Below are 344 nucleotides of genomic sequence, written 5' to 3'. Positions count from 1 at the left end.
CACCTGGTCGGTGTACTTGTCGAAGAACTCACCCGAGGCGTACTTCGACTTCTCGAACCCACCGAACTTCGTACCGCGTTCGATCGCAATGAGATTCGATGCGCGCAGCGCGTGGAAAAGCACCGTGTAGAAGTAGATGTTGGTGAAGTCGATGCCCTCGTCCGAGCCGTAGTAAATCTGCTCCCGGGCCAGGTAGCCGTGCAGGTTCATCTGGCCTAGGCCGATGGCGTGCGAGTCGTTGTTGCCCTGCTCGATCGACGGCACCGACCAGATGTGGGTCTGGTCGCTCACCGCGGTCAGCGCCCGGATCGACACCTCTATGGTCTGGGCGAAGTCCGGCGAGT

Annotated in this window: 1 protein-coding gene; it reads right to left on the bottom strand. The window is 60.5% G+C overall.

Going from position 1 to position 344, the window contains the following annotated elements; all coding sequences use genetic code 11:
- Positions 1 to 344: ribonucleotide reductase barrel domain-containing protein (locus tag H7I57_RS19585; protein WP_504928643.1), on the bottom strand; the 344-nt coding region annotated here is incomplete at both ends.

It is taken from the genome of Mycolicibacterium pyrenivorans (assembly GCF_025821625.1).
GTDB lineage: Bacteria > Actinomycetota > Actinomycetes > Mycobacteriales > Mycobacteriaceae > Mycobacterium > Mycobacterium pyrenivorans.
Note: the sequence above shows the minus strand (reverse complement) of the source record. Positions and strands in the feature narration are given on the sequence as shown.